Origin of the sequence: Aerococcus viridans, from assembly GCF_001543285.1 — a bacterium.
Taxonomy (GTDB): Bacteria; Bacillota; Bacilli; order Lactobacillales; family Aerococcaceae; genus Aerococcus; species Aerococcus viridans.
Genome location: NZ_CP014164.1, coordinates 666,225 through 692,374 on the forward strand (window position 1 = coordinate 666,225; position 26,150 = coordinate 692,374).

Consider the following 26,150-nt stretch of genomic DNA (forward strand, 5'->3'; position numbering starts at 1 on the left):
TAACTGGTATATGAATACTATAGGTTGTCTTAGCCGAATGCGCGGCGAATTTGGACACTCGCATTGCCTCTGGCAATTTCAGTTCCGCGTTCACGGATTAATCCAGCATTCAATGCGGAAACTTCAGCGTATTCTTCGGCGAATGAAATTAAATCTTCAATTTCATCATCTGTTAATTCGTTGGCTTCAAATTTAATTAAAGCAAAGTAGGATTCATTATAAAGATATAAGTCTACTTGCGCAAATTCATCCTTAAAGTCACGCGCGAAAGCTATGAAATCTTCAAAAATCCGGAAGACTAAGGTGATTTCTCTAGGAACACGTGGCGCTTCAGTTTCAGCACTCGTTGCTTTTTCCTTCTTATCTGCCTCTTGTTTAGCGAAGCCATCTAAGACGTTTTGGCGTTCGTTTGTTTTTGCTTTATCTTCATCTTCAAGCTCGCCGATTGTTTCCATTAATTGTTGGAAAGCACTATCTTCTTCATTGTCATCGCCAAAACCTTTACTGATATACAAATCGATACCGTTTCTTTTTGGCATTACTTGGAAAGTGATCGCTTCAGTGTGTTGAAATTTCTGTGACACATCGACCTCTTCAAGGATACTCATGAAAAAATGCTCAACTTCGTTTTGATTGCTCATGATATCCATAAACGAGATGCCTCGCTCAATTAAATCATCAGTATCTATAAACACGCGGATAGTATTTTCGTTAATATACTCCATTTCCATCGTAATCACCCCAATCTATTAATAAGTAGTGTAAACTAATTGATGCGAAAGTTAAAGTAATTTAGTTTGAGAAAATAAAAAGAGTACAGAAGTTTGCACTCTTTCCATCATATTATCTTGTTTTAAAATTTAATTTGCGTGTGCTTCTTGCTCTTCGTAAGAGGCCAACGCTTGTTGTAATTCAAGTTTACGAACGCTTCTTGGTAAGAAACGACGAATTTCATCTTCGTTATAACCAACTTGTAAACGTTTATCATCTAAAATAATGGGGCGTCGTAACAAACCAGGATTATTTTGGATTAATTCAAATAAATCGTTCAACGGAATTTCATCAAGATCAATATTTAATTCTTGGAATGCTTTTGATCGAGTTGAAATGATTTCTTCAGTACCTTCCTCTGTCATGCGTAGGATGGCTTTGATTTCATCTTCTGTTAATGGTTCTGAAAAGATGTTTCTTTCGGTGTAAGGAATTTCATGTTCTTCTAACCATGCTCGAGCTTTGCGACATGAAGTACAACTTGGTGATATGTATAATTTTACCATGTGTATCTCTCCTTTTATGAAAAACGATTCTTAACTAACATATATATAGTATACCACATAGTTTGTGAATTTTCTATGGTTTTTTTAACCAATTTTGACGTATCAAAAATAAGTTAATATAGCGGTGTCATCTAGTCATTAGAACAAGGCGGATACTAACAAGACAGTAAAAATATGCTATACTAGAATAGAATTTAAGTGAGGGGATATTTAGATGACAAAACGTATTTTTTCTGGTGTACAACCAAGTGGAACACCAACAATCGGTAACTATGTTGGTGCTATGAAGCAATTTATTGAATTACAAAATGACTTTGAAGCCTATTACTGTGTAGTAAACCAACATGCCATTACAGTAGCGCAAGATCCTGAGGAGTTACGTAAAAACACACGTTCACTAGCTGCCTTATATATTGCTTTAGGGATTGATCCGGAAAAAGCAACAATCTTTATTCAAAGCCAAGTACCAGCCCATGCACAAGCTGCTTGGATTGTACAGTGTAATACAGCCTTAGGAGAACTAGAGCGTATGACACAATTCAAAGATAAATCAGCTAAACAATCATCTGTTTCAGCAGGTCTATTAACTTATCCACCATTAATGGTAGCAGACATTATTTTATACCAAACTGATTTAGTACCAGTTGGGGATGATCAAAAACAACATCTTGAGTTAACAAGAAACTTCGTTGAACGCTTCAACAACCGTTATACTGGCAAGAAAGAAAGCCCAATTCTAACGATGCCAGAATTCTACGCACCTAAAGAAGGTGGCCGTATTATGAGCTTGCAAGAACCAACCAAGAAAATGAGTAAATCAGACGAAAACAAAAAGTCATTTGTATCATTATTGGATGATCCAAAAACAATTACCAAGAAAATTAAATCTGCAATGACAGATTCTTCTGGTGAAATTTCTTACGATAAAGAAAATAAAGCAGGCGTTTCCAACTTGCTTACGATTTATTCTTCATTCGCCAACCGCCCAATTGAGGACATCGTTGCTGAGTACCAAGGTGCTGGTTACGGTAAATTCAAACAAGACTTAGCAGATGTCGTGATTTCTGTCCTTGAACCAATGCAAGAACGTCATGCAAAATTGATGGCTTCATCTGAATTAGATGATATTTTAGCGGATGGTGCCAAGAAAGCCAATGAAGTAGCCAATGAAACACTGGCTGCCATGGAAAAAGCAATCGGATTTAGATAAGCTGATGAAGCTAATCAAACTTACCGATTCAAATAAACAATTCTCATAGTGTGGTGTTAGCGAACCAAGTTGGCTAGCACCACGTTTTTTTGTGAAAATTGCCCGGAACAGTTTATTTGGCAAATAGTTTATAAAGTATATAAATTCTTGTAAAACTTGCTAATATATCATGATAGCGGACTAATTTTTGACGTGTGGGATTGGCATTGGTGAATAAACGAAGATACATTGAATTGTATTAGTGGTGACAGCCATGATGTTTGCTGAAGCTTGTGGGATTGTTAATAATGTGATTGGTGTCCCAGCCCTCTTTCTACCAAGGTTACGCCAATTGTGTCATGGCGTGCCATTATCATTATCGGTAGTCTGCTGGCCTTTATATTTGGGGGCATCTTTTCTTTAGGGGCAGTCGACATGCCATTATTAGCCAATGAAATATGCGGTCGTCAATATTTTGCCAAAGACTTTCCAATGATCAATTTTATTTCAAATATTGGAATTGCCTAGGCAAATACCCTAGTAGGCTATGTTTACGACCTCACCGGGTCTAATTCATTAGCTTTTATCATAGGTATGAACTTCCAAATCTTTGACTAAGCGCTCTTATTCATTGCCGTGGAGAGTCGACTAAACCACAAACTAGCCTCTGAACAAGCAAGTTAAATAACCACTCATATTTCGCCAAGTAAGGACCATACCTTGCTTGGTTTTTTAATTGATTAAATTTTTTTGAAAAATAGTCTGACGCTTTTGGATATTTAGAGCGTATATAATTAAGTGATAGGGGGCTGAGGGATGAAATTTGCACAGAAAGAAGACGAATCATTTGTCTTTGCAGTAGATCTAGTTGACGAACACGGTAGAAAAATACCGACAACAGAAAGCTATTATTGCAGCCGATGTAAGGGGGCTGTTTACTTAAAGAAGGGGAAAGATACGAGGCCTCATTTTGCCCACTATGCTAAAGCAATTAAAGACCACAATAAGGTGAATGAATCTGATATCCATTTTGACCAAAAGACGATTATTCACGGCCATTTAAAGGCGGTTGATTTAGAAGGTTATATGGAGCATGCAATTAAAAATCAAGTGAGGCGGGCCGATATTTATGTGCCCAAGCAATTCAAGGTTAGTAATAACCTAGCTATCGAATTACAGTATGCCCCCATTTCTGCTGAAGATGTCTTCAAACGCCAAGCGGATTATCAGGCTGTAGATTGCCGTGTTCTATGGTTGTTAGGTTACCAATCTATTTATCAAAGCATTTTTGATCACAACCACAAAGGACCCACCTCTAAGACTTTGCATGCCGTCCGTCCCTTTTTACGGTATGCTTACGAGTTTGGATTTTATCTGCCTTTTTGGCATGAGGCCTCAGGTAAAGTAGTTTTATTGACACTCAACCTATATGGACAAGGGCAAAAGCAAATTCGAATGTCCATTGAACGCTATATTCACTACTTCAATGAGCATTTCACCTATGAAAAGGGCGACTTTTTGACCAGTTTGTTATTTGGCAAAGACCATCCCATAATTAGTCCATCCCCCAAAGATTTAGATAAGTTTATTAAGAAAGTTCTTGTTAGTCCAACAGTTAATCAACAAAAAATTCTAGAAATCATTTACCAACGACAAGTTTACTTACAAGAAGCACCAGCGGATTTATATACCTACCAGGCAACCGCAATGTTTTCAAAAGTGGCTGACTGGGCCATTATTCTAGCTTATGTAGGCATTTATCAAAAGAATGACCCTGAATTTGAGCGGACGCATTTTGCTCAATTCGCCAATGTATTATTCGATAATCAACTTGTCATTGACCATCCATTGTTTACCAAAGAAATCATTATTTCATGGCTGATGTGGCTATATGCTAACTACGAAAATAGCTAGCTTATTAATGTAGAAACCAACCTTCATGTGTTAAAATGAAAATACTATTAAAAAAATGGAGGTATATTATGGCAAAAATTTTTGAAGTAAAACCTAGAGATGAAGTGGATAGTGCGTTTCAATGGGACTTAACCAGTATCTTCCCAGATGATCAAGCTTTTGAGAATGCCTTAAGTGGATTCCCAGCAAAAGCGGATGCTTTTCAAGACTATAAAGGCACTTTAGACCAAGGTGCTGACCAAGTGGTAACCGTATTAGAGGCGTTATTAGCGATGAGTCGTGAATTGGAAACCCTTTATGTTTATGCACATTTAAAACATGACCAAGATACAGGAGACAACAAGTACCTAACTTACAACAGTCAAGCTGGCGCCTTACTTGCTCAAGTGAGTGAAAAGATTTCTTGGTTTGAGCCAGAAGTATTAACAGTATCTGAAGATGTACAAAAAACATTGGAAGACCACGCTGAATATGGTCACTTCTTCCGTGGGTTATTTGCGAAGAAAGCGCATGTCTTATCACCAAATGAAGAGGCTTTACTTGCTGGTGCTAGCGAAATTTTTGCTGGCTCTTCAACAACTTTCTCACTTTTAAACAATGCCGACTTAAAATTCGGTAAAGTCAAAGATGAAGAGGGCAATGACGTTACCCTTTCTCACGGTTCATACGGTGTCCTACTAGAAAGTGCAGACCGTTCTGTTCGAGAAAATGCCTTTAAACAACTTTATGCAACTTATGAAGGGGTTAAAAATACCAATGCTTCATTGATGTCAGGTAACATTAAAGGGCATAATTATACGGCTAAAATTCGTCACTACGATTCAGCACGTCAAAAAGCTTTAGACAACAACAATATTCCAGAAAGTGTTTATGACACATTAGTAGATACTGTAAGAAAGAATACAAATCTATTACATGAATATGTTGCCTTAAGAAAAGACATGCTAGGTCTTGATGACTTACAAATGTGGGATATGTATACACCATTAACAGGTGATGCACCGGTGAAATTTACTTACGAAGAAGCTAAAGAGATTACCTTTAAAGCTTTAGCGCCTTTAGGTGACCAATACTTGAAAGACTTGGCCAAAGCTTTTGACGAGAAATGGATCGATGTTTACGAAAATGAAGGTAAGCGTTCAGGCGCATACTCGTCAGGTGCTTATGATACCAACCCATATATCTTGCTAAACTGGCAAGATTCGTTGAATGACTTGTATACGCTAGTTCATGAGTTAGGTCACTCAATGCACTCTTATTACACTAGAAGTAACCAACCATACGTATATGGTGACTACTCAATTTTCGTAGCAGAAATTGCCTCTACGACAAACGAAAACTTATTAACTTCATATTTATTGGATACGATTGATGATAAGGATGCACAAATCTATATCTTGAATCATTATCTTGATGGCGTAAAAGGCACAATCTTCCGTCAAACTCAGTTTGCTGAATTTGAAAAATTCATGCACGAATCTGATGCAAACGGGCAACCTTTAACAGCAGACTTCCTTAGCGAAAACTACTTCGAATTAAACAAAGCCTACTATGGTCCGTCAATCGGAGAGGATAAAACAATCGCTTTAGAATGGTCTCGTATCCCTCACTTCTACATGAACTACTATGTTTACCAATATGCAACAGGATTCTCTGCTGCCAACACATTGGCTAAACGTATAGTAGAAGGTGAAGATGGTGCCGTTGACAAGTACTTAAATTACTTGAAATCAGGTTCATCCGATTTCCCAATTAATGTTATGCAAAAAGCGGGTATTGATATGACCAATGCCACTTATATCGAAGAAACCTTTGCCCAATTCGAGCAAAGATTAGCTGAATTAAAAGGCTTATTAAACAAATAGAAATAGATTGAAGGGGCTGTAGCATTCACTGCAGTCCTTTTTAAATCGCTATTTGGAGATTCACTCCCTAGATGACGAGACGAAAAAGAGGTCGGAATTTTCCGACCTCTTTTGGATATATTTTATTTTTTAATACAAGTTAAAATTGGCTTTTGATTCATTTCTTGATCCATAGCTTCCTCAGAAGGTATCATCATTTGATCAGTTAGGTATTCTAAGTTTTCAAGAGTGATATTTTCTTCAAGTTTGAAGCCATATTTGTAGTTGATATTATCAAATACAACAACAGTAGGGTTAGCTGAAATTTGCATTTGGCGAGCCAACTTAGCATCAGCAACAATGCCTTCTTGTGTAAGGTCTGAATGAAAATCCTGCAACCACATGTCCGTATCGAGACGCTTAGATTGCGCGATTTCTAGCATTTTTTCGTGTGAGTAAGGGTTGCCTTGGCGACCGAAGTAATCTTGAATCTTCATCAAGTATTCACGGCCAACTTTCTTCCCCTGTAGTAGAGCAGCCTTGTAGCCCTTACAGACTTCTTGATGTGCGAGATACAAGCTGTTACGGTCAGCTAAAGATAAAGGTTTATCTAGTGCCTTGATGTAGTTATTAAAGGTCTGCATATCTGATGTTGTGATAAAACGGAAATAAACTTTTTTATCCGTTTGTTGTACAAACTTCAACACTTCTTCTTCGCAGTTTAGACAGGTGTCACCGAACGGATTAACAAATAAAAAAACTTCAAACACGTGTTTATGCTTACAGGCATCTGGTGTGATTTTTTTACTGCTATTCGTTTGAACGATCTTTTGTGCCATACTCTACTCCTTTACTCATATTTTTAAAACGATCAAATTTACTTTAATTTATTTAACTTGTCTATTGATTAGTTTTAACAAACTATCTAATCACATCGATTTTTGAACTATTCCCCAATTCTAACAGGCTAACTTTAAAACTGCAATCTATTTGTTTCGGCTAAGAGAATTTCTTTATCTTCTTATAGGTAAAAGATTGACAGCATAACTGAATTTAGCTTAAGGGATCAGGATTTGATTGATTCATACGCACGATTTTTTGTTTAATTGGCCGTTGTGGAATTTGAAATTTTTGCAATAAATTTTGATAAAAAACGAGGCCAGTTTCTGGATTGTTTGTTTCAACTTCAAGTTCAAAATCCTCGTAGTCTTGGAAGAAACAGTGGTCCAACACCATAACTTGACCTTCAACCACTTGTTGGTGTCTGATAGTTTTAAATTGCCCGATGATGACTAAGTCATCAAGTGCAATATCAATTGTTGCTAAGAAATCAGCAACCTTACCGCCATGGCTTATTCGTCCAGATTCTTTGATAGATTCACCATCGATAAGGGTCAATTTTTCAGTTGTTTCCAATTTCTGATGATCTTTAACAGGTTGTTTCATTGTTAAATGGACATAAGTATCCGTTATACGCACACGTAAACCAATATGTCGTTTGCGCAATTCATGATCTTTAGTATCAAAATAGATATTGTCTTGGGTTAAGGGGGCAGTTTCCGCGAAATTATAATGGTTAAACAACTCCTGGTACTCTGCTTGACTTAAAACATTTTTGTATTCTATTTCTAAGTGTTCTGCCATTGGACCGCCTCTTTTCTATATTCGCTTTAAGTATATCAAGATTTACATAACTTTTACAATAAAAGGGGTTGGCGGCACCATGCATTTTAGACGAATAAAAGGACAAAGATAACTTGCTATCTTTGCGTTTATTATTATAAATCAATGGTTTTTGTGATAGAATATACAGGATGTGTATGCAAGTAGATTAAATAAAGTGGGTGACCAGATGGTGGAAGATTGGCATAGTTTTCTTGCGCCGTATCGACAGGCTGTCGAGGAGTTAAAAGTTAAATTTAAGGGTATTCGTACGGAATTTGAAGAAGCAAATCTTCATTCGCCAATCGAATTTGTTACTGGCCGGGTAAAGAGACCTGACAGTATTTTAAGAAAAGCAGAATTTAGAGAGGTATCAGACCTAAACGCACATAATATTGAAACCGTGATTGAAGATATCGGTGGTATTCGCATCATGTGTCAGTTTGTGGAAGATATTTATCAAATCGTTGAAATCCTTCATCAGCGTGAAGATTTTGACATTATTGTTGAACGTGATTATATTAGTCATAAGAAGGCAAGTGGGTATCGTTCATACCATATTGTCATTGCTTATCCGATTGAAAGAATTACGGGGACCGATTCGATTCTTGTTGAAATACAAGTGCGGACTTTAGCGATGAACTTTTGGGCGACGATTGAGCACTCATTGAATTACAAGTATGCGGGCGATTATCCATTAGAATTGCATCAACGGCTTGAAAGAGCAGCTGAAGCAGCCTTTCGTTTAGACGAGGAAATGTCTGAAATTCGTGAAGAAATTAAGGAAGCCCAGAAGTATTTTCAAACGACTGGGTCAAATAGTAGAAAGAAGACAAAATCACCTAATCCAGTAGAAAATCAAATAGAAGACAAACATAAACGCCCATTATAATTTGATGATTGATGAAAATATTCGGATCAAGTTGCAATGGGCATGAAGATGTAAATGTAACGGTGACTAAATCAATTGTGGAGGGTATGTAGATGAGAGTGGCAGTACGATACAGTGACACTGAAAGTTCTAAAAAAATTCGCGATATGATTTATGCATCTTGTGCAAGCTCAGGCTTTGAATTGGATGATGTAAATCCTGAATTAGCTATTTCCGTTGGTGGAGATGGTACCTTGCTAAAAACCTTCCATACTTATGCGGACCAGTTAGACTCTGTTCGTTTTGTTGGTTTACATACGGGGCACTTAGGTTTTTATACAGATTGGCTAGAGAGTGAATTGCCTGAGTTCCTTGCAGCCTTAAGTAATGATTCAGGTGAAAGTGTGTCTTATCCCTTACTAGAAGTCGAAATTGAATACAGTGATGGCCAAGTGGTCCAGCACATTGCTTTGAATGAGTCTGCCATTAGACGGTATGAGGGGACAATGACTTGCGAGATTTTCATTAAAGAAGAAAAATTTGAATTCTTTAAAGGAGACGGCTTGTGTATTTCAACGCCAACTGGTTCAACAGGGTTAAATAAATCCTTAGGTGGGGCCGTTGTCCACCCGCGTTTAGATACCATTCAAATGACGGAGATTGCCTCAATTAATAACCGAGTATACCGGTCTTTAGCCAGTCCCTTATTAATCGCTAAAGATGAGTGGATCGTCTTAAAACCGGTCAAAGCGCATGCCATGACTGGCGTATTCTTGTCTTTAGACCACTTGAATATGCCATTGAATGATGTTGAAAAAATTACTTACCGTGTAGCCAAGGAACGCGTGCATTTTGCCCGTTACCGACACATGCACTTCTGGGATAGAGTAGAAAACTCATTTATCGGAATCAATGACTATCCAAAGCGCAAGCTCACAAAGGAAGAAAAGTAGTTTTTCAGCATTTACTATTTAAAAAAGCAAAAGATTAAAGTAATAGGTTAATTAGCATAAATGAAAGGTCGACAATTTTTATGATGGTATTCGAATGGCAAGCCGATGAAGCTTTGTTAACGCGTACCTTTTTGAAACACAAGGGAATTTCTAGGCGACTATTGTCCCGAATCAAGTTTCATGGAGGGCAAATTTTAGTAAACGGACAAGAAGAGAATGTCCGTCACCAATTGACCGTCGGCGATAAAGTGACGGTCATTTTGCCGAATGAGGGGAAACAAGAAATTATCGAGGCCATTCACCTGCCGATTGATATTTTGTTTGAAGATGACCATTACATCGCCGTCAACAAACCGGCTGGCTACACCTCTATTCCGTCCCAATACAATCCGCAGGGGTCCATGGCTAATATTTTAAAGGCCTATTACCAGCGGCAGGATTATGACAACCAGGTCATCCATGTGGTGACACGGTTGGACCGGGATACGAGTGGGGTCATGTTATTTGCGAAGCACGCTTTTGCGCATGGCTTAATTGACCAGCAAATGCAGCAAAAAGGCATCGAAAAGACCTATCTAGCTATTTCGGATAAAAGAGTATCTGACTTTAACCATGGTTTTATTGATGATCCGATTGCTAGAAGTCCGCGGTCAATCATTGAACGACGGGTTCACGAATCAGGCCAATCAGCTTTAACTGAGTATTGGTTAGCTGAACAAGTGGGCGCCTTAAAAGTCTATAAAGTACAGTTACATACTGGACGCACCCATCAAATCCGGGTGCATTTTGCTTTTAATGGTGCGCCACTTATTGGAGACGATTTGTATGGTGGTCAAATGGACCATGGCATTCAAAGACAAGCCTTGCATTGTCGGTCCCTAAAATTTAAACACCAATTTACCGGTGAAATGATTGAAATCCAGGCACCCTTGCCGGAAGATATTTCTGCTTGCTTTGACATATAGGTTATATTACAATGGTTGGCATGTGTTAAAATAGAAGGTGTGGCAGCTTTGTTACAGCCTCAATCAAAATTACAACTTATCAAAAATGACATAGGGGTGAGAATATGAGTCGCGATGAAAATAAACAAGTCTTAGATAATCGAGAAACAGAAAACGAAGAAGTGGAAATGTTTGAGATGAGTCAGCCTACTGATGAGGAAATCTATGAAAGTATTATAGAGGCACTGCATCATAATGACCGAGACCGGTTTAGAGAAGAATTCTTCAAAAACCATACATATGATCAAGCACAGATTTACCTGACTTTGGATCCAGCTGAGCGGGTGAAATTGCACGATTATTTAGCGCCGCAAGAACTAGCTGAAGTTTACGATATTATCGATGAAGACGATCACGACCGTATTTTAACCTTCCTATATGATATGGACGATAAATACGCTGCGGACGTACTTTCATACATGTATACCGATAATGCCGTGGATATTTTAAACGAGTTAGACGTTGAAAAAGTGCGGACATACATGCGTCTGATGCCAAAAGCGGCAGCAGATGATATTAAAGTCTTGATGCATTATGCGGACGAAACAGTTGGGTCGATTATGACCACTGAATTCGTATCGATTACTACCAATCAAACTGTTAAGTCAGCCATGACCATGTTGCGTGCCAAGGCCTCAAATGCTGAAACCATTTACTACTTATACGTGGTAGATGATGACAATCGTTTAGTCGGGGTACTATCCTTGCGTGATCTGATTGTTAATGACGGGAATGTCATGATCAATGAATTGATGTCTGACCGTGTCGTTTCAGTAGATGTTAACGAAGACCAAATCAATGTTGCCCGTACCATTCAAGACTACGATTTCCTAGCGGTACCCGTTGTTGAAGAAACAGGGGAACTGATTGGTATCGTAACCGTCGATGACGTTATCGATGTCTTGAATGATGAAGCCATGCAAGACTACTCTGGTTTGGCCGGGGTAGACGTGGACGAGCAATATTCATCACCTTGGAATTCAGCGAAATCACGTTTGCCATGGTTGATTACCTTGCTATTTCTTGGAATGGGCACTTCTACTTTGATCAGCCAATATGAAGATATGATTGCTGAAGTAGCGACTTTATCCTTATTTATTACATTAATTACGGGTACTTCAGGGAATGCGGGGACACAGTCCTTAGCGGTTGCGGTTCGTAAATTGGCAACACCAGAAGATGATGCCTCTACTATGGTGTCAATGATTTTACGGGAAATTATGACAGGATTAATTGCGGGTGCCGTGACAGGATTAGTCATCATGACGGTCGTCGGTATCTGGCAAAGTAATTTTGTATTAGGTGGGGTAATTGGTGTCTCTATGTTAGCAGCTATTACAGTGGCTAACTTAGCTGGATCATTGATTCCTATTTTGATGGACAAGCTTGGGTTTGACCCTGCGGTTGCATCAGGACCCTTTATTACAACCCTATCCGATTTAACGTCAGTATTGATTTATTTTTCAATCGCCTCACAATTCCTACAATTTTTAGCGTAAATGCCATTGGATATCACAAATAAGTAATAGGGATAACCGGTAACGGTTGACAGTTTGAGTAGATTGTTTTAATATTTGCTTATAGAAATATAAGAACTTGATGATAAACATAAAAATGAATCACATTGAAAAGATAAGTAAATGGAAATCTTTGCTCAGAGAATCTACGGATGGTGGGAGTAGGTGTAAGTATTTCCTTTGAAAATGGTCTGGGAGTGACGAGTGTAGAATGTACTTACCTTTAGCACTTGCGATTGATAGTCGATAACCTATCTTCGTATGATTGTACGAATGAGGCGAGCCGAGTGTTCGCAAAGTAAGGTGGTACCACGTTTCAGACGTCCTTATAATACTGTGTTGTATTATAAGGACTTTTTTTATGTAAATGAAGATGATGAGGGAAGAATCGCTTAGCTAGCTTGATGAAGCTAGGGTGATAATATGGAGGGAATATCAATGCCAATTAAAGTTGTTCAAGATTTACCAGCATTACAAAAATTAACTCAAGAGAATATTTTTGTTATGGATGAACGTCGTGCAACCATGCAGGACTTTCGTACTTTAGAAGTGGTTATTGTAAATTTAATGCCGACTAAAGAAGCGACGGAGGAGCAGTTGCTGCGGTTATTAAGTAACTCACCACTGCAAGTGAACGTGACCTTTATCCATATGCAGTCACACCAAGCGGCGCATATTTCAGAAAACCATCTAAAAGAATTCTACCGGACCTTTGACCAAATTAAGGACCGCTACTTTGACGGGATGATCATTACTGGCGCGCCGGTTGAGCACCTAGATTTTGAGAAAGTGAATTACTGGGACGAATTAGTGTCCATTATGGAATGGTCAAATAATCATGTTTTCTCAACCTTACATATTTGTTGGGGCGCCCAAGCAGCCCTTTACCACCATTACGGGATTGGTAAAAAACCGTTAGACAAAAAACTATTTGGTATTTACGAGCAAGAATTGAGAGATAAAAAGGTATCTTTAGTACGTGGTATGGATGAACTTTTCTATATGCCACATTCTCGCCACACGACTGTGCCAACTGAATCTTTTGAACAGTCACCGGACTTAGAAATTCTAGCTGGTTCAGAAGAAACAGGGGTTTCAATCGCTCAGTCCACTGATTCGCGTTTTGTATTTATCTTCGGCCATGCGGAATACGATGCCGAAACCTTAGGCAAGGAATATAAGCGTGACGTTGAAGCTGGAAAGCCAATTGAACTGCCAGTCAACTACTATCCTGGCAATAACCCAGAGAAGACGCCGAAATTGAAGTGGCGGACAGCAGCCAATACTATTTATGCCAACTGGTTAAACTACTATGTTTACCAAGTAACGCCATTTGTCATTGAACAAATTAGTGACTCTTGGCAAGGTAAATAGAACGCTTAATCGTTTTTCTAATTAAAATCAAGGAGAAAAATTATGCAAATCAAAAGAGGTGACCAAATCATTCATTTAGCAGGTGAACCCTTACAAAAAGGCGACCGATTACCCTTAGTTGATCTATACAACCGCGATAAAGAAGTGGTCCAATTGGGCAACTATATCAAAGGGTTAACCGTTATTTCCATTGTCCCAGACATCAATACCAAGACTTGTGACATTCAAACCAACCGTTTCGCAGCGTTAGCTAAAGAAAAGAATTATCCGATTTTGACCATTTCTTTCAACGACCCTGCAGATATTACTAACTGGTGCCAGGTCAACAATGTCGACATGACCTACCTTTCTGACCAGGCGGGCCATTTTGCCAAAGCCTCAGGACTTGAAATGGTGGAGAATGGTAAACTGGCGCGGACCGTCCTATTGGTAGATGACGCCAATCAAATCCAATATATCGAAATCGTTGCGGACATGCGGGACGAACCCAATTATGATGCCGTACTTGCTGCCGCTGACCAGTTGATTTAAATGATGATTTGAAAAAAGAGCACTCACCAACTTGCTAATGCCCAATATAATAATGGGGATTGTAGGCTGTTGTAGGCTCTTTTTGTGTATTTACTATTCGTAAGAATTGAAGAAACGGGTAATTTCAATGGCTGCATTTTCTTCTGTGTCTGAACCGTGAATGGCATTTTCAGTCACATTTCTGGCGAAATCAGCGCGAATGGTATGAGGCGCTGCATCGCGTGGGTCGGTTGCACCTATGATTTTCCGCATCCCATCAATGACGTTATCGCCGGTAACCACCATAGCAAAGACCGGGCCAGAAAGCATATAAGATTCAAGCTCAGGGTAAAAATCCTCATTCAATAAGTGGGCATAGTGGTGGGCCACCATTTGTTTATCTAATTCCATGACCTGGGCGCGCTCAATAAAATAATTTTGATCTTCGATACGCGAGATAATGGCACCCATCAAGCCGCGTTTTAAGACATCTGGTTTCAACATAATAAAAGTTTTTTGTTCAGGCATAATAAAAAGCCTCCTTTAATTTACTATTATAAGTAACTCCCTGAAATTTACCAGTAATTTACGAATTTTTAACCCTTTCAATGAGCGAATGATTTAACTTTACTACATGGGCAGTGGTATATTTAGGTAAGCAAGTAAGGATTAAAAAGGAGCGATTAAATGAGCGAGTATATTGTACCAAATGTATGGACATGGGAAAATGAAGCTGAAGAAATCAAGAATCTAGGTGGTAACCGTCCAACTGCAGGTAGCCGTTTTGAACAAACACTACCTGTTGGAGAGGCTGATTTACAGTTGTATTCTTTGGGTACACCAAACGGGATTAAAATTACCATTCTACTAGAAGAATTAAAAGACTTGGGCGTGTCAAATACTGAATATGACCTATTCTTAATTCATATTGGAAACGGGGATCAATTTGGTTCAGATTTTGTTGAAATCAATCCAAACTCTAAAATTCCAGCTTTAGTAGACCAAAGTCAAGAACCTGCCTTGAACGTTTTTGAATCAGGTTCAATTCTACTTTATTTAGCTGAAAAATTTGGTCATTTAATCCCTACAGATATCCACGGGCGTACAGAAACCTTGAACTGGTTATTCTGGCAAATTGGTGCTGGTCCTTATGTTGGTGGTGGTTTTGGTCACTTTTTTAGCTACGCACCTGAAAAATTAAAATACCCAATTGACCGTTTTACAATGGAAACCAAACGTCATTTAGATTTACTAGATCAAACATTGGCTGAGCGCGACTTTATCGCGGGTGATGAATATACGATTGCGGATATCGCAATCTGGTCATGGTATGGCCGTTTAGTCCTTGGTGAATTATATGAAGGATCTAAAGAATTCTTGGATGCTGAATCATACAAAAACGTGGTTGAATGGGCCAACAAAATCAACGAGCGTCCAGCAGTTCAACGTGGTTTGACAGCAGAATACAAACCATTAGACCAAGCGTAAAATATACACGAAAAAACCCTGTATCGTTAGACCGAAATCTGACTTTACAGGGTTTTGTTATTATACAAATTTTACTTGAGTGCCCGCAATCAAGTCCTCAATATGGCGGCCGATTGGACGGAAGATTCGCATAGCCATAATCATTAAAAGCTGCACCTGTTTATTAGCAAAAGGGGTGCAGCTTTTAATGATTATTTTAGTCTAGCAGTCATTCGTTGACGTGACCGATACTTTTTTCCATGTCGACATGCATGATGCCTGCGTCCATATATTTCGGTGTCTCCATGTTTTTATAGCCAAGCGCTTCGTAGAAACCTGTTACATGCTCTTGGGCACCTAAAATAATTTGTGAGAAATGTTCCTCTAATGCCTTCGCTTCAACAACGGCCATCAACTCACGTCCTAGTCCTTGGCCCCGATATTTTTGAGCAATTGCTACACGTTGTAATTTGGCTGCATTCGGTGTTAAGGCGAGTAACCGCGCTGTATAAACGGGTTCATTATCGCTATTGTAGCCAACCATATGTAAGCAATCTGCTTCGTATTTATCGATTTCTTCGTCAATATCGATGCCTTGTTCGTCTACGAAGACTTCTTTTCTAACTTTTAAAGCGTCCCTGTAGGGTTCTGAATTGATATCATTGGTCCAAACGGTCTTCATGCCATTTCTCCTTCAATAAAAAATGAATTTAGTACTAAAAATGATAGATTCATTATAACATAAGCGGTGATAATTATTTTGTGTTTTGCAATTTTAAATTACTTGATGTCTGTGGTATTATAGAAAGGCATATTTTAGGAGGTGTGATTAGCTTAGTGCGCTATATAAATCACATGCCTAACAAATCAGAAAGACATAATCAATAATAAAAATGAAAAAGGATGAAGAGGATGAACTTAACGCAAGAAGTAGCAAAACGCCGTACCTTCGCCATCATTTCCCACCCGGATGCTGGTAAAACGACGATTACAGAACAATTATTATTATACTCAGGTGCTATCCGTCAAGCGGGTACTGTTAAAGGGAAAAAATCAGGTAAATTCGCCAAGTCTGACTGGATGAAAATCGAGCAACAACGTGGGATTTCTGTTACCTCATCGGTGATGCAGGTAGACTACGATGGTTACCAAATCAACCTAGTGGATACCCCAGGACATGAAGACTTCTCTGAAGATACTTACCGTACTTTGATGGCTGTAGATGCTGCCGTGATGGTAATTGACTCAGGTAAAGGGATCGAGCCTCAAACTAAGAAATTATTCCAAGTTTGTCGTATGCGTGGCATTCCAATTTTCACCTTCATGAATAAATTAGACCGTGATGGTCGTGAACCGATGGACTTAGTTGCTGAACTTGAAGAAGTATTAGACATCGATGCCTATGCAATGAACTGGCCAATGGGTATGGGGAAACAATTCCTTGGTTTATATGATTTCTACAACAACCGTGTTGAATTAACCCATCCTGAAGAAAATGGCGACAACGACTTCCTTCCATTGAACGAAGACGGTGAAGTTGAAGGCGACTTTAAATTTAAAGAATCATCTATTTATACCGAAGCCTTGGAAAACGCAGAATTAATGCGTGAAGCTGGTAACGGTTTTGATGTAGAAGCTATTGCTGCCGGTGAATTAACGCCTGTATTCTTTGGATCTGCCTTAACAGGATTTGGTGTACAAACCTTCCTAGATGCCTTCGTTGATTTCGCGCCAGCACCTTCTGCAGTAGATACAGTTGAACAAGGGGAAAAAATTGAACCAACAGATGCTGAGTTAACTGGTTTTATCTTTAAAATCCAAGCCAACATGGATCCTCGTCACCGTGACCGGATTGCCTTTGTTCGTATCGTGTCAGGTGCCTTTGAAGAGGGGATGGACGTTAAAGTAACCCGTACTGACAAGAAAATAAAATTAAATAATACTACACGTTTTATGGCTGATTCGAGGGAAAATGTTGAAAAAGCTGTAGCAGGCGATATCATTGGTTTGTATGATACAGGTAACTTCCAAATTGGTGATACCATTTATACAGGCAAAAAGGCCGTATCATTCCCACCACTACCACAATTTACACCTGAATTATTCATGAAAGTATCACCTAAAAATGTCATGAAACAAAAATCATTCCATAAAGGGATGCAACAATTAGTCCAAGAGGGTGCCATCCAACTTTATAGAACATGGCATTCAGAAGAGTATATTATCGGTGCCGTTGGGCAACTACAATTCGAAGTTTTCCAATACCGTTTATTAAATGAATACAACTCAGAAGTTGACATGTCACCAATGGGCAATAAAATCGCCCGTTGGATTTCTGAAGAAGAGTTGGATCCGAAGATGTCTTCAAGCCGTAACTTGCTATGTAAGGATATCCATGGTAATCCTGTTTTCCTATTTGAAAACAACTTTGCCGTGAACTGGTTCCAAGGTAAGTATCCGGATGTGCATTTAGAAACTTTACTGTAATAAACAGCTTTCAATAACAAGAAAAGAGCAATATAAAACCACTAAACGATGACAATTTATGTTGTGATCATTTAGTGGCTTTTTTTGTTTAGTTTGTAACGTATGTAAGCTCATGACGTAAATTTATTTATAGATATCGACTGTTATTGTTGTTGAGTATAGAAGACTAAGATTATCTTAGACGCATAATTGTTTCAAACCAAGATTCGATTTGCTGTTTGTCAGGTGCATCCTTTAAGTAAACGAAATTAAAGGGATGTTGAATATTAAAGTTTACTAATGGAATTTCAATAAGATAACCAGTTGCTAATTCTTCTTTCACAGCTTCACGGTACATAAAGGTGATACCCATATTTTGATGGCATAATGTTTTGATGACATTCATATTTGTGATTTGAGTTCTACCAATAAAGTCGTCAATATGAAGATTCTGGTTATATAAAGCTTGTTCTAAAATATCAAGTGTACCACTCCCTGGCTCCCGTAAAATAAGTTGCTGATCAAGTAGATCTTCTAAAAGAATGGCTTTTTTAGCTAGGATATTTTCTGGCGAACAGACAGCGACAAACTCTTCATTTGAAATCGACTTATGTGCAAATTCTTGCCGGTTGAAATGGCCTTCTAATAAGGTAAAGTCGATTTTACCCTCCCAAAGCATCTCTTGTAGAATATGGGTGTTTTCAACAAACATCGAAATATTTGCAAAAGGTTTTCTAGAAATATCTTATGTAGAATGGGCGGCATAGTCTATTCACCAATGGTTGGGGTTGCACCAAAGTGTAGAGGATAAACCTTTTCTTTTACACAGTGGGGAACGGCAATATGCGTTCAGCATTTGCTTTTAATAACTTGATATATTGTTGAAGAGCTTTACCTTCTTCCGTAAGCGAGAAGTTTTTGTCTTTTTTCAGTTATTAAATTGATTTGATAATGGTTCTCTAAATATTGTATATGCTGAGAAACAGCAGGTTGAGTCATTTTTCAGGATTTCAGCCGTTTTAGTAAAACTCCTCTGCGCACAAAGATTTAAAAAAGTTTGCAAATGATTATCTATCTTCCTTATAATAATTATTTATGTAAATATAAAATATGATCATTATATTTTATGGAAACCTTATGCTATATTCAAGATGTGAATAATGATTTGGAGGAGAATTATGATAGAAAAAGGCAAAAATCTAATGCCAGGTTTATTACTTAGCGCCTTAGTTGCAGTGATAGCTGTAGCGCTGAGTAGCTTAATACCAGGTGGTATCATTGGTGCGACTGTGATGGCTCTGCTAGTTGGGATGGCATTAAATCCTTTCTTCATGAAACATCAACAGCTATATTCAGGGGTTACTTTTTCAGCAAAGAAAATCTTACGATTAGGAATTATTTTGATGGGCGTGAATCTGAACTTTGCTGAAGTGTGGGATGTTGGAAAATATGCACTATTTTTAATGATATTTACAATGTTGACTGCCTTTGGTGTTAGTAACTTGATTGGTAAGTTTTTTGGGATAAATTGGAAGCTAACAAACTTATTAGCAGTGAGTACAGCGATTTGCGGAGGATCAGCGGTTGCAGCGGTTGGACCTGTTATAAAAGCGAAACATGAAGATATTACTTATGCAATTTCTGCGACCTTTATCTTTGATATTATTACAGTAATTATTTTTCCATGGATAGGGATTGCGCTGGGGATGTCTGATACAGGGTATGGTCATTGGATTGGTACTGCGGTGAATGATACCTCTTCTGTAGTAGCTGCTGGTTATGCTTTCTCACAACTTGGTGGAAACGTAGCGGTTATTGTAAAACTAACACGTACACTATTTATCATCCCATATGTGCTTATTTTCTCTGTTATTAATGAACGGCTAGAAAATAAGGCACAGGGAACAGAATCCCATACACCTGTCGATTTACGAAAAATATTCCCGTATTTCATCATTTTATTTCTAGTCGTTGTGGCTTTGCGAAGCATTGGTATTATACCGAATGCGATTGCGCCGTCTATTTCTAGTGCATCAAAATTCAGTATGATCATGGCCTTATCTGCAATTGGATTAACGACTAACTTTAAAGATATTAAAAAAATTGGTCCTAAGCCGATGATTCTAGGTTTTATAGTTGATTCACTTGTTGTCGTTGTTGCCATTGTTGTTCTATTCCTAACAAACCATTTCTAACGATAAAAGAATAAGTATTATTTATAAAAAAAGGAATTGTAGCAATGTGAACTGCCCCCTGTCAAGCAGACAGGTAAATAAATAAAATATTTAAGCCATGCATCAATTTTAATATGCATGGTTTTTTATGCTGGAATACGTAATCCCATGCTAAGTTGAACTCGCTCCATATTATAAAATTCAATATAAGATTGAAGTGCATCATTTAACTCTTCAAACGTATCGTATGCTTCTAATTGTGGCATTTCTGATTTCAGAATACCCCAGAAGCTTTCCATCGGACCGTTATCTATACATTTACCCACTCTGGACATGCTATGTATTACATCGTTTCTGGAAATATATTCTCTAAAAAATGAGAAGTATATTGAAATCCACGATCACTGTGGATCAATGTTTTATCCGGGATAAGTTGATTTTCAATTTGTGAAAACGTATCTCGAACTAAGGCATTGTTATTGTTGTGTGAGAGTTTGAATGCTATTATTTTTTGGACACCATAATCTAAAATAGCGCTTAGATATGCTTTTGAATTATTACCGTAAGGTAATTCTGTTACATCTGTAAGTAGCACTTCCATTGGCTTGTATTCTTCTTGGAATGCTCTATTTAAGATGTTTTCTGCCACATGATTAGGTGTATGCGGTTTGTAATTATATCTTTTTTGACGAATAACAGCTTTTAATTTCAATAATTTCATTAATCGATGAACACACTTATGGTTTACTTTAGCACCTAAGTAATGATTTAGATAAATGGTTATCCGACGATAACCATAAATACCATTAAATTTATTATAAGTATGGATAATCATTTCAATAAGCTTTTCTAAACGCTGACCTTTGGGGGATGGTTTGCGATTCAACCATTTATAGTAACCGGCTCTACTGACTTTTAAAGCTTTGCATAAATGCACTATTTTGAATCCTTCTTGATGTAATTTTTTAATGGTTTGATATTCGACTTCATACCTTGTTTGCGTAACATCAACTCTCTTTCCACTTCTCTCCGCTTTTTTATTGCTGCATTTTCTGTTTCTAAGTACTCATTTTTAGCCTTCAGTGCGGCAATTTCTGCCTGTAACTTCTCTTCATTTGTTTGTAAACTACCAGGTTTCCGCCGTCCACGATTATCGCTAAGTCCATCAGGACCGTATTTTTTATACTTTTTAACCCACGAATACACATTGTTGTAGGATACATGATGTTTCTGAGCTGTTTCTTTATAAGACAATTCATTGGCCAAGCAATCTTTGACAATCATTATTTTTCTTCTGTGGTCGTTTTTCTGCTTTTCATTTTATACACCTCGGGTAATGGAGAATAATTACGGTTTTCTTCACCCTTAGTATACTTGATTATCCAATTTCCAACAGTTGCATCTGAAGGAATATTATACTTACGTGCAATCCCAGCTATTGATCGATCAGAAGTAAAGTACTCCTCAACAATAGCTTGCTTAAACTCTTGACTATAATGATTGTTGGTTTTACTTGACTGAATACCAGAAATGCCGTGCTCTTTATATCGTAGAATCTTGCGGCGAAATTTATTTTCTACAAGCTTTAAACCATAGGTTTCTTGCAACTCACTGATACTTACGCCTTCCTGTAAATATAATTTAATAAAATATTCTAATTCAGATACTGTATGTTTACTATTTGAACGCAAAAAAACTCCCCCTAAAGTAGATTTATTTTTTTAAGTGTCTACTTTAGAGGGAGCATATCAATGAAGCCACAATTCCTTTTTTTGTTTATTTAGTTGTACTATCGTCTGATTCTAAGTTTCATGAATTTTCATTTTCATTTTCACTGACACTTACTACAATTTCGTCGTCAGTATTTGTTGTGAAATTAATTTCGTGAATGTCACTATTTTTTAGATAGGTATCAGCAACTTGGTCTTCGATTTGATTTTGGATGACACGTCTTAATGGGCGAGCACCAAGTTTTGGATCATAGCCAAGTTCAACTAACCGTTCTTTGACCTTGTCATCAACATTTACGTGGATATCTTGGTTGGCTAGTAAGTTGTTCATATTGTCTAATAGTAGGTCAACAATCACAATCAATTCTGCTTTAGTTAGTGGTTGGAATTCAATGATGGCATCGAAACGGTTCAAGAATTCAGGTTTAAAGTAGTCACCAATCTTGTTCATGACACTTTGTTGTTTACCTTGTTTGCTTGCGCCAAACCCAACACTTGCTTCCACGCCGTCTGAACCGGCGTTTGATGTCATGATGATTAAGGTATCTTTAAAGGATACAGTGCGACCTTGGGCGTCCGTTAAACGACCGTCTTCCATGATTTGTAGGAAGATATTTAAGACGTCTGGATGGGCTTTTTCAATTTCATCTAATAGGATGATTGAGTATGGTTGACGACGTACTTGCTCTGTTAATTGGCCAGCTTCATCGTAGCCTACGTATCCTGGAGGTGAACCAATTAATTTAGACACGGCATGTTTTTCCATGTATTCAGACATATCAAAGCGGACTAAGGCTTCGCGACGACCAAATAATTGAATGGCCAATTGACGTGCTAATTCGGTTTTACCGACACCAGTCGGGCCGACGAACAGGAAAGAACCGATTGGACGGTCTTGACGGCTTAAACCAACCCGGTTACGACGGATAGCTTTGGCAATGTGTTCTACAGCATCGTCTTGACCAATGACGTGTTGCTTCAAGTTTTCGTCTAGGTTGATTAGTTGGTTTTGCTCAGATTCTTGCAAGTCTGAAACAGGAATACCGGTTTTTGTTTCGATAATCGCTTGGATGTCGCTAGCAGTAACCGTTGGGGTCTTTTCAGTCACATTTTGGTTGCTATCATACATGCCTTGGTATTTATTTAATTGGTCACGGTAGTAGGCTGCTTTTTCATAATCTTCAGCTTCTGTGGCCATTTCTTTCAGTCTGGTTAATTCGTCAATTTGATTCTTCAACGATTCACGGTCTAAGAATGGAATGGTTAAATTCTTTTTAGAACCTGATTCATCTAATAGGTCAATCGCTTTATCTGGTAATTGACGGTCCGTGATATAACGGTCTGATAAGCGCACAGTTGCTTCAATGGCTTCATCACTATATTTCACGTTATGGAATCCTTCGTATTTTTCTTGAATACCTTTGATAATTTCCAGGGTTTCTTCTACAGAAGGTTCAGCTACCATGACTTGTTGTAGACGACGAGCTAGGGCGCCATCTTTTTCGATTTTTCTAAATTCACTTAAGGTTGTTGCACCCACTAATTGGAGTTCACCGCGGGCTAAAGCCGGTTTTAAGATATTACCAGCGTCTAGTGAACCACCTTCAGTTGAACCAGCGCCGACAATTTCATGGATTTCATCTATAAATAGAATGATGTTTTTATTTTCGCGGACTTCATTCATTAATTGTTGCATTTTTTCTTCGAATTGGCCGCGGATACCAGTACCTTGAACAAGTGAAGCGACATCTAATTGGATGACTTCTTTGTTGCGTAATTTTTCTGGTACAGCGTGCTCAACAATTTTTTGGGCTAGGCCTTCGACAACGGCTGTTTTACCGACACCCGGTTCACCAATTAGAACAGGATTGTTTTTTGTACGACGGTTCAGGATTTCAATCACTCGGATAATTTCATCGTCTCGACCGATAATTGGGTCGATCAAACCAGCCTTGGCTTGGTCAGTCAAGTTGGTTCCGTAATTGCCTAAGATAGAATCGTCATTGTTGCCACCTTTGCCAGGTTGAGCTTGGGCTTTATTTTGCGAATTTCCAGAAAAGCCTTGTTGTTGCATTTGACGTAATAGGTCATCAAAGCTGTAGCCGCCAAAGGGGTTATTACTATTATTGTTATTTAATTTATTTGTTTGTTTACCTTGAGATAGCTGTGAGTAGCATGTTTGGCAGAGGTTTACCGCTTCACGTCGTCCATTCACATTTGCGTATACATGAATGACAGCGTCGCGTTCGCCACAGTTTTGACATAACATATAAGCACTTCCTTTATTTAATGCTAGAGCGATTGCCTGCAATTTTTATATTCGCAGCATATAAATATAACTGCTAATATCTATACCTGAATAATTCATAGCTCTAAATTTAAGCTATTTTTTTGAACAAAGTGCCTATATTTAAATTAGGCAGATACATTCTTCCAAAATAATGTGTTTTCGAACAGGATATATACGGAAGAAGGCTGTAATAAAAATTATTTGTCTATTTAAGGGCAGACTGACCCCTTGGAAAAATAGGTTAAAAATTTTTACGATAACTAGCCTAAATCCATTGCCTAGATCGCCGTAGGCGTTCAAAAACCTTATAAAATTCAGTTTGATACACATGATAACTCGACAGTTTGAGATAGACTTGTCTACCTGTTTTAACGAGTTTTCCGGCAACTTTAAGCAATGTCAATCGTATAGAATGAATCGTCATCCCCCGATTGACTTGTTCAAATCCAATGGTCTTTAAAAAATTGACGAGGTTGTAAGCCAGGACACTGATCATCATTCTGACATGATTTTCCAGGAAACGCGGACTATCTGTTTTGTCAAAATAAAAGCCTGATTTCGCTTCTTTGATGAAATTTTCCATTGTTCCACGCTTGCCGTAAAGAGAGAATATGACTTCAGGCGAGACATTATCGGATAGATTCGTCACAATGAATGCGTGGTGAAAAAGAAGCTCTCCTGCTTCACGGATTGATCGAATACAAACGCGACGGGGTTTTGACCAGGATTGTGCTTGATAAGGGAGTGAAAAATACTGTATTTCTCGGTCTTCCCATTTTTTATTATCCCCATAAAGAACAGAGTGTTCAGCTAACTGACTTAACCTCCGATTGCTCTTTAATCGGATAACGTACTGGCTTTCAGTTGCTTCACAAGATTCATACACCTCTGGTGTGGCGAAGCCGCTGTCACCCCGAACCAATATCTCGGTATGAGGTAACGTGCTCTTGTAGTGGTGTAACAGCGGGTCGATAAAGGCTTTTACCCCTTTAGACGTGTACTGATTGCCTGAACGCAGTTCAGCTTTTAGGAAATCTCCGGTCAATCCGTCAAATGCAACTAATGGGTGATAGCCGTAGGTTTGATAATGGGCATTATAATCTGTTTGTTCTTGGCGTCCAAAGGTATCCGAATGTGTGGAATCGACATCAATGATTAACTCGGTGTCATTGCGAATCAAACGCGCTTTATCAATCAGCGACTGATTTAATGCTTGGAGTTGATCCATGTTCTCCTCGGTGAAACGATCTAAAAACCGAGAGATTGACGATTGTGAGGCCAACTCTTTTTTACCGAGTACAGCTTGAAAGACTGGATCCTGTCTTAATAGATTAGCTGATGAGTCTGCCGAGTACCCAGCAATTAACTGCATAATGAGTTGTTCTAATATCGCTAAGTTATCATGTGTGAAGTAAACACGTTTGTCTTTAATATGGAGCCACTGTTTAGCTACGTGTGAAAAGTCGAAGGTATTCATCACCTCTTTAACTAAGACCAAACCCGAATCACTCGATAAGCGACCACCTGTATGTGAAATAGTCAAATTTGAATTGAATTTTACCTGGTTTTTGTGTAAGCTAGTCATGAGAAGAACTCCTTTCTTTTGGTTGGTTTCGACACCTTTACCATATCAGAATGGGGTTCTTTTTGCATCACTTAACAGGTGAAAATGAAAAAGTAAATGAAGACTGCCGTTAGGCAGTTTCAGACGGTTTGAAGTCAAAGTATGAATTATTCAGGTCTATATTATACTCTGACCAATTTTGACTTTCAACCAAAAAGCTTAAACAAAAATTATTCCTGTAGTATTCAAGGGAAAAACCTTGTGGAAACGCTATTTTTTTGGTAAATTATTAATGAAAGAGTTTTCTAGTTATGGTATAGTCTAATTTGTGACATTTTACTTTT

General features: G+C 38.2%; 25 protein-coding genes, 1 pseudogene and 1 other annotated feature. Of the genes and pseudogenes, 13 read left to right on the top strand and 13 right to left on the bottom strand.

Features of this window, described 5'->3' with window-relative positions:
• Positions 1-29 precede the first annotated feature (29 nt).
• Together AWM76_RS03265 and spxA are read right to left on the bottom strand one after the other, a co-directional pair.
• Entirely contained in the window at positions 30-731 is a 702-nt protein-coding gene (locus tag AWM76_RS03265; RefSeq protein ID WP_003141390.1) for an adaptor protein MecA, read from the bottom strand.
• A gap of 129 nt (positions 732-860) precedes the next feature.
• Positions 861-1,277 carry a transcriptional regulator SpxA gene (gene spxA / locus AWM76_RS03270; RefSeq protein WP_003141389.1) on the bottom strand — a complete coding sequence of 139 codons (417 nt, stop codon included), beginning with the start codon at positions 1,275-1,277 and terminating at the stop codon, positions 861-863.
• Between the two features lie 214 nt (positions 1,278-1,491).
• Between spxA and trpS the strand changes: the two genes are divergently transcribed.
• The 4 genes from trpS (at position 1,492) to pepF (ending at position 6,245) form a co-directional block, all read left to right on the top strand.
• Positions 1,492-2,487 carry a tryptophan--tRNA ligase gene (gene trpS, locus AWM76_RS03275; RefSeq protein ID WP_003141388.1) on the top strand — a complete coding sequence of 332 codons (996 nt, stop codon included), beginning with the start codon at positions 1,492-1,494 and terminating at the stop codon, positions 2,485-2,487.
• Between the two features lie 333 nt (positions 2,488-2,820).
• Positions 2,821-2,994, top strand: coding sequence for a hypothetical protein (locus AWM76_RS10810; protein ID WP_003141387.1), 174 nt, complete (start codon positions 2,821-2,823; stop codon positions 2,992-2,994).
• Positions 2,995-3,282: 288 nt separating this feature from the next.
• Entirely contained in the window at positions 3,283-4,380 is a 1,098-nt protein-coding gene (locus AWM76_RS03280) for a competence protein CoiA (protein WP_003141386.1), read from the top strand.
• Between the two features lie 68 nt (positions 4,381-4,448).
• On the top strand, positions 4,449-6,245 hold the full coding sequence (gene pepF / locus AWM76_RS03285) for an oligoendopeptidase F (protein ID WP_039934813.1): 1,797 nt from the start codon (positions 4,449-4,451) through the stop codon (positions 6,243-6,245).
• A gap of 122 nt (positions 6,246-6,367) precedes the next feature.
• On the opposite strand, the gene AWM76_RS03290 is transcribed toward pepF, so the two are convergent.
• Both AWM76_RS03290 and AWM76_RS03295 read right to left on the bottom strand, forming a co-directional pair.
• On the bottom strand, positions 6,368-7,063 hold the full coding sequence (locus tag AWM76_RS03290; protein ID WP_003141382.1) for a DsbA family protein: 696 nt from the start codon (positions 7,061-7,063) through the stop codon (positions 6,368-6,370).
• A gap of 214 nt (positions 7,064-7,277) precedes the next feature.
• Positions 7,278-7,868, bottom strand: a complete 591-nt coding sequence (locus tag AWM76_RS03295; RefSeq protein WP_003141380.1) for a CYTH domain-containing protein — start codon at positions 7,866-7,868, stop codon at positions 7,278-7,280.
• 208 nt (positions 7,869-8,076) lie between these two features.
• Here AWM76_RS03295 and yjbM point away from each other — a divergent pair, with 208 nt between their 5' ends.
• The 6 genes from yjbM to AWM76_RS03325 all read left to right on the top strand — a co-directional run bounded on the left by yjbM (position 8,077) and on the right by AWM76_RS03325 (position 14,136).
• On the top strand, positions 8,077-8,778 hold the full coding sequence (yjbM, locus tag AWM76_RS03300) for a GTP diphosphokinase (protein ID WP_039934810.1): 702 nt from the start codon (positions 8,077-8,079) through the stop codon (positions 8,776-8,778).
• 92 nt (positions 8,779-8,870) lie between these two features.
• Positions 8,871-9,710: an NAD kinase gene (locus AWM76_RS03305; RefSeq protein WP_003141377.1), complete on the top strand. Its 840-nt coding sequence runs from the start codon at positions 8,871-8,873 to the stop codon at positions 9,708-9,710.
• Positions 9,711-9,793: 83 nt separating this feature from the next.
• Positions 9,794-10,675 carry an RluA family pseudouridine synthase gene (locus tag AWM76_RS03310; protein WP_039934821.1) on the top strand — a complete coding sequence of 294 codons (882 nt, stop codon included), beginning with the start codon at positions 9,794-9,796 and terminating at the stop codon, positions 10,673-10,675.
• Positions 10,676-10,851: 176 nt separating this feature from the next.
• The gene (mgtE, locus tag AWM76_RS03315; RefSeq protein ID WP_039934818.1) at positions 10,852-12,213 is read left to right on the top strand and encodes a magnesium transporter; all 1,362 of its coding nucleotides are present in this window, start codon (positions 10,852-10,854) and stop codon (positions 12,211-12,213) included.
• 116 nt (positions 12,214-12,329) lie between these two features.
• Positions 12,330-12,562 (top strand) — a binding site (T-box leader).
• A gap of 107 nt (positions 12,563-12,669) precedes the next feature.
• A complete protein-coding gene (gene metA / locus AWM76_RS03320) occupies positions 12,670-13,605 on the top strand; it encodes a homoserine O-acetyltransferase MetA (RefSeq protein ID WP_039934806.1) in 936 nt (311 codons plus the stop codon).
• 42 nt (positions 13,606-13,647) lie between these two features.
• Positions 13,648-14,136 carry a redoxin family protein gene (locus AWM76_RS03325; RefSeq protein ID WP_003141369.1) on the top strand — a complete coding sequence of 163 codons (489 nt, stop codon included), beginning with the start codon at positions 13,648-13,650 and terminating at the stop codon, positions 14,134-14,136.
• Between the two features lie 93 nt (positions 14,137-14,229).
• On the opposite strand, the gene ndk is transcribed toward AWM76_RS03325, so the two are convergent.
• Entirely contained in the window at positions 14,230-14,643 is a 414-nt protein-coding gene (ndk, locus tag AWM76_RS03330) for a nucleoside-diphosphate kinase (RefSeq protein ID WP_003141366.1), read from the bottom strand.
• Positions 14,644-14,802: 159 nt separating this feature from the next.
• On the opposite strand from ndk, the gene yghU reads away from it, so the two are divergent.
• Positions 14,803-15,603 carry a glutathione-dependent disulfide-bond oxidoreductase gene (gene yghU, locus AWM76_RS03335; RefSeq protein WP_003141365.1) on the top strand — a complete coding sequence of 267 codons (801 nt, stop codon included), beginning with the start codon at positions 14,803-14,805 and terminating at the stop codon, positions 15,601-15,603.
• 208 nt (positions 15,604-15,811) lie between these two features.
• On the opposite strand, the gene AWM76_RS03340 is transcribed toward yghU, so the two are convergent.
• Positions 15,812-16,264, bottom strand: a complete 453-nt coding sequence (locus AWM76_RS03340; protein WP_003141363.1) for a GNAT family N-acetyltransferase — start codon at positions 16,262-16,264, stop codon at positions 15,812-15,814.
• Positions 16,265-16,494: 230 nt separating this feature from the next.
• On the opposite strand from AWM76_RS03340, the gene AWM76_RS03345 reads away from it, so the two are divergent.
• Positions 16,495-18,069, top strand: coding sequence for a peptide chain release factor 3 (locus tag AWM76_RS03345; RefSeq protein ID WP_039934801.1), 1,575 nt, complete (start codon positions 16,495-16,497; stop codon positions 18,067-18,069).
• 172 nt (positions 18,070-18,241) lie between these two features.
• Here the strand turns inward: AWM76_RS03345 and AWM76_RS03350 are convergent, their stop codons facing one another.
• Positions 18,242-18,790: a LysR substrate-binding domain-containing protein gene (locus AWM76_RS03350; RefSeq protein WP_256379472.1), complete on the bottom strand. Its 549-nt coding sequence runs from the start codon at positions 18,788-18,790 to the stop codon at positions 18,242-18,244.
• A 436-nt stretch (positions 18,791-19,226) separates the two neighbouring features.
• On the opposite strand from AWM76_RS03350, the gene AWM76_RS03355 reads away from it, so the two are divergent.
• Positions 19,227-20,243: a YeiH family protein gene (locus AWM76_RS03355; RefSeq protein WP_039934798.1), complete on the top strand. Its 1,017-nt coding sequence runs from the start codon at positions 19,227-19,229 to the stop codon at positions 20,241-20,243.
• 125 nt (positions 20,244-20,368) lie between these two features.
• On the opposite strand, the gene AWM76_RS10690 is transcribed toward AWM76_RS03355, so the two are convergent.
• The 6 genes and pseudogenes from AWM76_RS10690 to AWM76_RS03375 all read right to left on the bottom strand — a co-directional run bounded on the left by AWM76_RS10690 (position 20,369) and on the right by AWM76_RS03375 (position 25,827).
• Positions 20,369-20,557, bottom strand: a complete 189-nt coding sequence (locus tag AWM76_RS10690; protein ID WP_107127075.1) for an IS3 family transposase — start codon at positions 20,555-20,557, stop codon at positions 20,369-20,371.
• An 8-nt stretch (positions 20,558-20,565) separates the two neighbouring features.
• Positions 20,566-21,198 (bottom strand): annotated as a pseudogene (locus tag AWM76_RS10695) (IS3 family transposase); the annotation flags it as partial.
• Positions 21,159-21,506 (bottom strand): helix-turn-helix domain-containing protein, encoded by a 348-nt coding sequence (locus AWM76_RS10360; RefSeq protein ID WP_003142310.1) that lies wholly within the window; start codon positions 21,504-21,506, stop codon positions 21,159-21,161. The pseudogene AWM76_RS10695 and the gene AWM76_RS10360, both read right to left, overlap by 40 nt.
• Positions 21,506-21,913, bottom strand: a complete 408-nt coding sequence (locus AWM76_RS10365; RefSeq protein ID WP_003142311.1) for a transposase — start codon at positions 21,911-21,913, stop codon at positions 21,506-21,508. The genes AWM76_RS10360 and AWM76_RS10365 overlap by 1 nt, the downstream gene beginning before the upstream one ends.
• A 118-nt stretch (positions 21,914-22,031) precedes the next feature.
• Positions 22,032-24,221, bottom strand: a complete 2,190-nt coding sequence (locus tag AWM76_RS03370; RefSeq protein ID WP_039935390.1) for an ATP-dependent Clp protease ATP-binding subunit — start codon at positions 24,219-24,221, stop codon at positions 22,032-22,034.
• 286 nt (positions 24,222-24,507) lie between these two features.
• On the bottom strand, positions 24,508-25,827 hold the full coding sequence (locus tag AWM76_RS03375; protein ID WP_003140845.1) for an IS1380 family transposase: 1,320 nt from the start codon (positions 25,825-25,827) through the stop codon (positions 24,508-24,510).
• Positions 25,828-26,150: the final 323 nt, after the last annotated feature.

Excerpts from the sequence above, each read along its gene's own strand:
- AWM76_RS03265 (WP_003141390.1), bottom strand. The coding sequence starts at position 731 with ATGGAAATGGAGTATATTAACGAAAATACTATCCGCGTGTTTATAGAT.
- spxA (WP_003141389.1), bottom strand. The coding sequence starts at position 1,277 with ATGGTAAAATTATACATATCACCAAGTTGTACTTCATGTCGCAAAGCT.
- trpS (WP_003141388.1), top strand. The coding sequence starts at position 1,492 with ATGACAAAACGTATTTTTTCTGGTGTACAACCAAGTGGAACACCAACA.
- AWM76_RS03280 (WP_003141386.1), top strand. The coding sequence starts at position 3,283 with ATGAAATTTGCACAGAAAGAAGACGAATCATTTGTCTTTGCAGTAGAT.
- pepF (WP_039934813.1), top strand. The coding sequence starts at position 4,449 with ATGGCAAAAATTTTTGAAGTAAAACCTAGAGATGAAGTGGATAGTGCG.
- AWM76_RS03290 (WP_003141382.1), bottom strand. The coding sequence starts at position 7,063 with ATGGCACAAAAGATCGTTCAAACGAATAGCAGTAAAAAAATCACACCA.
- AWM76_RS03295 (WP_003141380.1), bottom strand. The coding sequence starts at position 7,868 with ATGGCAGAACACTTAGAAATAGAATACAAAAATGTTTTAAGTCAAGCA.
- yjbM (WP_039934810.1), top strand. The coding sequence starts at position 8,077 with ATGGTGGAAGATTGGCATAGTTTTCTTGCGCCGTATCGACAGGCTGTC.
- AWM76_RS03305 (WP_003141377.1), top strand. The coding sequence starts at position 8,871 with ATGAGAGTGGCAGTACGATACAGTGACACTGAAAGTTCTAAAAAAATT.
- AWM76_RS03310 (WP_039934821.1), top strand. The coding sequence starts at position 9,794 with ATGGTATTCGAATGGCAAGCCGATGAAGCTTTGTTAACGCGTACCTTT.
- mgtE (WP_039934818.1), top strand. The coding sequence starts at position 10,852 with ATGAGTCAGCCTACTGATGAGGAAATCTATGAAAGTATTATAGAGGCA.
- metA (WP_039934806.1), top strand. The coding sequence starts at position 12,670 with ATGCCAATTAAAGTTGTTCAAGATTTACCAGCATTACAAAAATTAACT.
- AWM76_RS03325 (WP_003141369.1), top strand. The coding sequence starts at position 13,648 with ATGCAAATCAAAAGAGGTGACCAAATCATTCATTTAGCAGGTGAACCC.
- ndk (WP_003141366.1), bottom strand. The coding sequence starts at position 14,643 with ATGCCTGAACAAAAAACTTTTATTATGTTGAAACCAGATGTCTTAAAA.
- yghU (WP_003141365.1), top strand. The coding sequence starts at position 14,803 with ATGAGCGAGTATATTGTACCAAATGTATGGACATGGGAAAATGAAGCT.
- AWM76_RS03340 (WP_003141363.1), bottom strand. The coding sequence starts at position 16,264 with ATGAAGACCGTTTGGACCAATGATATCAATTCAGAACCCTACAGGGAC.
- AWM76_RS03345 (WP_039934801.1), top strand. The coding sequence starts at position 16,495 with ATGAACTTAACGCAAGAAGTAGCAAAACGCCGTACCTTCGCCATCATT.
- AWM76_RS03355 (WP_039934798.1), top strand. The coding sequence starts at position 19,227 with ATGATAGAAAAAGGCAAAAATCTAATGCCAGGTTTATTACTTAGCGCC.
- AWM76_RS10690 (WP_107127075.1), bottom strand. The coding sequence starts at position 20,557 with ATGTCCAGAGTGGGTAAATGTATAGATAACGGTCCGATGGAAAGCTTC.
- AWM76_RS10360 (WP_003142310.1), bottom strand. The coding sequence starts at position 21,506 with ATGATTGTCAAAGATTGCTTGGCCAATGAATTGTCTTATAAAGAAACA.
- AWM76_RS03370 (WP_039935390.1), bottom strand. The coding sequence starts at position 24,221 with ATGTTATGTCAAAACTGTGGCGAACGCGACGCTGTCATTCATGTATAC.
- AWM76_RS03375 (WP_003140845.1), bottom strand. The coding sequence starts at position 25,827 with ATGACTAGCTTACACAAAAACCAGGTAAAATTCAATTCAAATTTGACT.